This window comes from Streptomyces sp. SID14436, from assembly GCF_010548465.1.
In the GTDB taxonomy this organism is placed as follows: Bacteria; Actinomycetota; Actinomycetes; order Streptomycetales; family Streptomycetaceae; genus Streptomyces.
In genome coordinates this window covers 1-6,937 of the sequence record NZ_JAAGMD010000054.1, presented here as the reverse complement: position 1 = coordinate 6,937, position 6,937 = coordinate 1, and the positions used below count along the sequence as shown (strand labels likewise).

The 6,937-nt window shown below is 69.2% G+C and carries 4 protein-coding genes and 1 tRNA gene; 3 read left to right on the top strand and 2 right to left on the bottom strand.

The window, feature by feature from the left end:
* The first annotated feature begins 349 nt into the window (after positions 1–349).
* The 3 genes from G3I53_RS02005 to G3I53_RS01995 all read left to right on the top strand — a co-directional run bounded on the left by G3I53_RS02005 (position 350) and on the right by G3I53_RS01995 (position 4,872).
* Positions 350–423: transfer RNA gene (locus G3I53_RS02005), tRNA-Lys, on the top strand.
* A 478-nt stretch (positions 424–901) separates the two neighbouring features.
* Positions 902–2,935, top strand: a complete 2,034-nt coding sequence (locus tag G3I53_RS02000) for a cellulose synthase catalytic subunit (protein WP_164437968.1) — start codon at positions 902–904, stop codon at positions 2,933–2,935.
* Positions 2,932–4,872 carry a galactose oxidase-like domain-containing protein gene (locus G3I53_RS01995; RefSeq protein WP_164437967.1) on the top strand — a complete coding sequence of 647 codons (1,941 nt, stop codon included), beginning with the start codon at positions 2,932–2,934 and terminating at the stop codon, positions 4,870–4,872. Before G3I53_RS02000 ends, G3I53_RS01995 begins: the two co-directional genes overlap by 4 nt.
* A 94-nt stretch (positions 4,873–4,966) precedes the next feature.
* Here the strand turns inward: G3I53_RS01995 and G3I53_RS01990 are convergent, their stop codons facing one another.
* Complete coding sequence (locus tag G3I53_RS01990) at positions 4,967–6,001, bottom strand: glycoside hydrolase family 6 protein (protein WP_164437966.1); 1,035 nt, start codon at positions 5,999–6,001, stop codon at positions 4,967–4,969.
* A gap of 317 nt (positions 6,002–6,318) precedes the next feature.
* On the bottom strand, positions 6,319–6,937 hold a 619-nt coding region (locus tag G3I53_RS01985), incomplete at its 5' end, for a class F sortase (protein ID WP_164437965.1).

Below are 6,937 nucleotides of genomic sequence, written 5' to 3'. Positions count from 1 at the left end.
GTGCCCGCCGACCACCGCCGAGGCGGCGGCCGCCACGACCACGGTCCGGGCGGCCGGACGGCCGGCGCCGCGACCGCCGGGGAAATGCGGCAAGAGGCGTCGGCCCTGAACACATCCGGGGCACTCGCAATCGCTCGCGGGATCGAATTCCTCGAATTCCGGAGACTCCATGCGATACCCCTCACACTTCCGGTGAAAATCTCCGCACCTGTGCACGTTGATCAGTTTCTCAACTGTCGTCGCCCCGCGCATGTTGACGGTCCGAATGATGTACGCCGCGGGCCCGCGGGCCGGCCGGGCGGCGGTCCTGAGCACCCGCCGGGGTCCTGTAGAGTGACTCCGTCAGCGCGCGCCGCTAGCTCAGTTGGTTAGAGCAGCTGACTCTTAATCAGCGGGTCCGGGGTTCGAGTCCCTGGCGGCGCACCGACTGGACGGGCTCCTCGTGACCGGGGGGCCCGTCCGCTTTTGGCCGGTCCGCCGCCCGCGGTGAGCGGGGTTCCCCCGCCGTCCGTACAGGACTGCGGCCCAGCGTGCACAACCGTGCCCCGCGGACCCCTCTCAGAGGTCACAATGGGCGCGTATGACCGGTGAACACCGTGTATCGCATCTTGCGATCATGATGCGCACCGTACAACCTGGGTTCTTCAATAAGCTGCGGGTTCGCGGCGGTTGGGGGGCGGGAAACCGGTTGCCACGAGGCGGGGTCCGACGGGCCCCGTCCGGGAAGCGATGCCGAGGGGGGCATCATGCAACCGGAAGAGCGCTGTGCCGTGTCTATAAGGTGTGCGTGACGTGGTGACAGCGGTCTACCACTGATACGTCCGTGAAGGTCGAGGGGGACCGGACGCGGGCGGAAGGAAGCGACGAAACACGCGGGGGACCGCGTGTGGGGGGATGACTCATGACGTCGACGCCGAAGGGCGCCCAACGGGACGACGACCCGTCCCAGACCACCCAGCTCAGGGTGCCTGCCCACCGGACAGGCAACACGGGCGCGTTCCGGCGGATCAAGAAGACGCTGCCGAGATACGACTACGAGCACTACAGCCGGCTCGCGGGGCCCCTCACCCAGCCGGATCCGAACAAGCCGTACAAGGTCCAGTACCGCTCGCTGATCGGCCAGGAGCCGCACCGTATCCGCATCGCGCTGATGCTGGCCGCGGCGCCCGTGCTGTCGCTGGTGCTGCTGGTGTGGCTGCTGCAGCCGTCCCACTGGACCGAGCGCGACTACCCGGCGTTCGAGTGGCTGCCCGCCCTGGACGTCGTCATGCTCGTCTCGATCGGTCTGATCGAGTTCTTCCGCTGCATGAACGTGCTGTCGAACGCGCACGCCACCCTCGTCGCCCGCGACCCCATCCCGGTGGTGCCCGAGACCGGCACCCGCGTGGCCTTCCTCACCTCCTTCGTGCCCGGCAAGGAGCCGCTGGAGATGGTGACGAAGACCCTGGAGGCGGCCGTCAAGATCCGCCACCGGGGCCTGATGCACGTGTGGCTGCTCGACGAGGGCGACGACCCCGACGTCAAAGAGGTCTGCGCGCGCCTCGGTGTGCACCACTTCTCCCGCAAAGGGGTCGCGAAGTGGAACCGCCCCAAGGGCGCGCACCGCGCCAAGACCAAGCACGGCAACTACAACGCCTGGCTCGAGGCGCACGGCGACGACTACGACTACTTCGCGTCCGTCGACACCGACCACATCCCGCTGCCGAACTACCTGGAGCGGATGCTCGGCTTCTTCCGGGACCCGGACGTCGGCTTCGTCATCGGCCCGCAGGTGTACGGCAACTACGACAACTTCGTCACCAAGGCCGCGGAGTCGCAGCAGTTCCTCTTCCACGCGCTGATCCAGCGGGCCGGCAACCGCTACGGCTCGCCGATGTTCGTCGGCACGTCCAATGCCGTCCGCATCAAGGCGCTGAAGCAGATCGGCGGTCTGTACGACTCGATCACCGAGGACATGGCGACCGGCTTCGAGATGCACCGCCACAAGAACCCGGAGACGGGCCGCAAGTGGCGCTCGGTCTACACCCCGGACGTGCTCGCCGTCGGTGAGGGCCCCAACGCCTGGACGGACTTCTTCACCCAGCAGATGCGCTGGTCGCGCGGCACGTACGAGACGATCATCGGGCAGTACTGGAAGGGCTTCTACTCGCTTCCGCCGAGCAAGCTCTTCAACTACACGATGATGATCATCTTCTACCCGATGGCGGCCATGAACTGGATCCTGGCGGCGCTGAGCTGTGCGCTGTTCCTGGGTCTGGGCGCCTCGGGTGTGAACATCGACCCCACGATCTGGCTGATGCTCTACGGCAACGCCTCGGCGCTGCAGATCGGCCTGTACATCTGGAACCGCCGCCACAACGTGTCGCCGCACGAGCCCGAGGGCTCCGGCGGTGTGGCCGGCATGGTGATGTCCGCGCTGTCCGCCCCGCTCTACGCGAAGGCGCTGATCGACTCGGTCCTGCGCCGCAAGAGCAAGTTCGTGGTCACCCCGAAGGGCGACTCGGCCAGCCCGGACACCTGGTTCGGAACCTTCCGGTACCACTGGTACTTCATCGTGATCTTCGGTGGCTCCATCGCCGCGGGCTTCGTCTACGGACACAACCACCCGGCGATGGTCATCTGGGCCACGTTCGCCCTGCTGATCACCGCGGCGCCGATGTTCGCGTGGCGCCACGGCATGCGGCAGGACAGGAAGAAGCCCGGCGCGCACGCCGCGGGGCAGCCTCCGGCCGCCGACCAGGCGGCCCCGACGCAGGCACTGCCGCAGCAGCACGCACCGCACGCGACGCAGCCACGGCCCAACTGGGCCGGCTCGCACGGCGCACCGGGCGGATCAAGGGGCCCCGAAGGCCCGGGCGGGACCGGGGGCGGCAACCCCGGTAACGACCAGACCATGCAGATCGCCCTTGGTGGACTTGGGGGACGTAAGAAATGAACGACCGTGCTGGCCGCCGTCGCGCCCGTCGCATCGCGATAGGCACGACGGTGGTACTCGCGCTGGCCGGAATGAACGGGCCGTGGCTGTACCGCTTCGGTACCGAGAAGTACCACGCGTACAAGATCAATCAGCCGGAGTACAAGGCCGAGAACGGCCGCTGGGAGATCATCGAGTTCCCGGAGAAGTACCGGCAGAACACGATCCACGCGGCGCTGCTGCGCACCGGCAAGGTGCTGCTCGTCGCGGGCTCGGGCAACAACAAGGACAACTTCGACGCGAAGAAGTACGACACCCGTATCTGGGACCCGGTCAAGGGGACCATCAAGAAGGTGCCGACGCCGAGCGACCTGTTCTGCACGGGTCACACCCAGCTCGCCAACGGCAACCTGCTCATCGCGGGCGGCACCAAGCGGTACGAGAAGCTCAAGGGTGACGTGAAGAAGGCGGGCGGCCTGATGGTCGTCCACAACGAGAACCCGGACAAGCCGATCACCCTCCCGGCGGGCACCAAGTTCGTCGGCAAGGAGAACGGCAAGACCTTCGTCTCGAAGGACCCGGTGCTCGTCCCCCGCGCGAAGAAGAACTTCGACAAGGAGACCGGCAGGTTCCTGGGCAACACCCCGGGCTACGGCCGGACCTACGTCGAGGCGCAGAAGGAGGGCGCCAAGTACGAGACCGGCACGCAGGACAACTACACCGTGCAGGGTCTGACCGGCGAGGACGCCCAGAACACGTACGGCATCGCCGAGAAGCTGGCCCTGGACAAGAAGGACTTCCAGGGCATCGACGACGCCTTCGAGTTCGACCCGATCGCCGAGAAGTACATCAAGGTCGACCCGATGAAGGAGGCCCGCTGGTACCCGACGCTCACCACCCTGAGCGACGGCAAGATCCTCAGCGTCTCCGGCCTCGACGACATCGGCCAGCTGGTCCCGGGCAAGAACGAGATCTACGACCCGAAGACCAAGAAGTGGACCTACACGGACAAGATCCGCCAGTTCCCGACCTACCCCGCGCTGTTCCTGATGCAGAACGGCAAGGTGTTCTACTCGGGTTCGAACGCGGGTTACGGGCCGGCCGACGAGGGCCGTGACCCGGGCGTCTGGGACGTGGAGACCAACAAGTTCACCAAGATCCCCGGGCTGAGCGACCCCGACATGATGGAGACGTCCGGCACGGTCCTGCTGCCGCCGGCGCAGGACGAGCGCTACATGGTGATCGGCGGCGGCGGCGTCGGCGAGTCCCGCAAGGCCAGCGTGAAGACCCGGATCGTCGACCTCAAGGAGGACGACCCGAAGTTCGTCGACGGTCCCACGCTGGACAAGGGCACCCGCTACCCGCAGGCGTCCATCCTGCCGAACGACGACATCCTCGTCTCGGGCGGTTCGGAGGACTACCGGGGCCGCAGCGACTCCAACATCTTCGAGGCGCGGATCTACGACACGGAGAAGAACGAGTTCAAGCGGGTCGCCGACCCGCTGGTGGGCCGGAACTACCACGCCGGCTCCATCCTGCTGCCCGACGGCCGGGTGATGTTCTTCGGCTCCGACTCGCTCTACGCGGACAAGGCCAACACCAAGCCGGGCGAGTTCGAGCAGCGCATCGAGATCTACACCCCGCCGTACCTGTACGGCGAGCGTGAGCAGCCCCAGCTGGCCGACGGTCCGGAGACCATCGAGCGGGGCGGGTCCGGCACGTTCACCTCGAAGGACGCGGCGAACATCAAGAGCGTCCGGCTGATGCGCCCGAGCGCCTCGACCCACGTCACCGACGTGGACCAGCGCTCGATCGCGCTGGACTTCGAGGCCGACGGCGACAAGCTGACGGTCACCGTGCCGAAGAACCGCAACCTGGTCCAGGCGGGCTGGTACATGCTGTTCGTCACGGACGCCGACGGCACGCCGAGCAAGGCCCAGTGGGTGCAGGTGCCGTAACACCGTCCCGGTGCCCCGGCACCCACGAGGAAGGGGTGCCCTCCGTCACGGAGGGCACCCCTTTCCGCTTCCGCGCGCTGCGGCGGGCTGTCCGTCAGCCGCTCTCCCGGGCGAGGCCCAGGGCGTAGTCCCGCCACCACTGGCCCGCCTTCGGGCCGCCCTTGCACTCGCCGTCCGACTCCCCGGGCCGCTTGATCCACAGGTACGCGTCGACCAGCGGGTCCGCGGTCTTCACCGTCGGGGTCTCGCCGAGTGCCCGGCCGGGCGGGTTGCACCAGCGTTCGTCGGCGGCGCCCTGGGTGTAGGGGCCGTTGCCGTTGCGGCTGGTGTCGATGACGAAGGGCTTGCCGCCGACCTTGGCGGAGAGCTGCTTGCCGTAGGCGATGGAGTCCTCGGTGGAGTAGAAGTTGGAGACGTTCACCGAGAAGCCGTCTGCCTGGTCGATCCCGGCCCGCTTCAGCGGGTCGAAGATCTGGTCGGGCTCGCCCCAGCCGGCGTTGCCCGCGTCGATGTAGACCTTGGTGTCCTTCAGGCCCTTCAGCTTGGCGACGGCGCCCTTGAGGAGGGCGTAGCGCTCCTCGTGGAACTCCTGCGGGGTGCAGCCGTCGACCAGGTGGAGCACCGCGTCGGGCTCCAGGATCACCGTCGCCGGACGGTCGCCGATGCCCTTGGCGACCCCGTCGACGAAGTCGCGGTAGGCGGCGCCGTCGGCGGCGCCGCCCTGGGAGTACTGCCCGCAGTCGCGGTGCGGGATGTTGTAGAGGACGAGCAGCGCGGTCCGCCCGGCCTTGTCGGCGGCCTCGGTGAAACCGCGGGTCTGCCCCTCGGGGTTCTCCGGGCTGATCCACTCGCCCACGGGCTGCTCGGCTATCTTGCGGACCTGCTCCGCCTCGGCCTTCTTGCCGGCCTTCGTCAGCGCGGCGACCTCCCGGGCGGCGGTGCCGTCCGGGTTGACCCAGTAGGGGTCGGTCTCCTTCGGCTGCTGACTGATCCCCGCGCCGGCCGCCTCAGGGTCGTCCCCCTTGCCGTCGCCGTCGGAGGAACATCCGGTGATCAGCAGTGCCGCCCCCAGCACCGCTGCGGACGCCCGCCTCCCGGCGAACGCCCCGACCCCCCTGCTGCCGTACATCCAACCCCCCCTTGGGTGCACTGGTCACCTGTGCTCAGGTGCGTGTTCCGGAATGCTCTTGTGCTCTTCCGGTCTTCTGTTCCGTTGTCCGGGTCCCAATCCTGACATACGTCCCGGGACCCCCACGAGGACGATCCTTCCGGCCGCCTCCCCCGGCCGGAGGCGGCCACCGCCCCCGGTCGGAACGGGTGCCGCCCCCGGTCGGAACGGGTGCCGCTCACCCCCGTTCCCACGTCCCGCGGCCGGTGACGGCACCCCGGCCGGCGGCCCGTCGGGCGGGGGCCGCCGGCCGGAGGGGGGACACCGCCCCGGGCGCGTCAGACGGTGCCCCGGGCGCCGGTGCTCGCGCCCGTGCCGTCCTCGGTGCCGCTGTCGGTGCCCGTCCCGGTCAGGTACGCCGAGACGACCACGTTGGCGGTGTAGCTGTCGGTGCTCTCGTCGAAGGTGCCGCCGCAGGTGACCAGGCGCAGCTCGGCCCGGCCGTCCCGGCGGGGCCCGTAGGCCTGCTGGGCGTCGAAGCCGTCCCGCTCCAGGACCTGGATGCCCTCGATGGTGAACTCGGCGACCTCGTCGTCCGCGCGGACCACCCGGATCTTCTGGCCGGCCTGCAGCGTGCTCACCCGGTAGAAGACGGCGGGCCGGGTCTCGGTGTCGACGTGACCCACCATCAGGGCGGTGCCGGGCGCCCCCGGCGTCACCCCGTCCGCGTACCAGCCGACCACGCCCGGCCGGTCGAACGGCGGCGGGTCGAGCGCGCCGCGCGCGTCGAGGCCGCGGGAGACGACCGGGGCGTGGACGTCGAGGCCCGGGATCTCCAGGCGCTCGGGCAGCGCCTCGTCCAACGGCCGGTGCGCGGGCGGCAGTTCCACCTGCGGCGGGCGGCCGGCGGCGGCCATGTCACCGGTGGCGGGCCCGGTCGCCCCGGGCCGCGCGTCC

Excerpts from the sequence above, each read along its gene's own strand:
- G3I53_RS02000 (WP_164437968.1), top strand. The coding sequence starts at position 902 with ATGACGTCGACGCCGAAGGGCGCCCAACGGGACGACGACCCGTCCCAG.
- G3I53_RS01995 (WP_164437967.1), top strand. The coding sequence starts at position 2,932 with ATGAACGACCGTGCTGGCCGCCGTCGCGCCCGTCGCATCGCGATAGGC.
- G3I53_RS01990 (WP_164437966.1), bottom strand. The coding sequence starts at position 6,001 with ATGTACGGCAGCAGGGGGGTCGGGGCGTTCGCCGGGAGGCGGGCGTCC.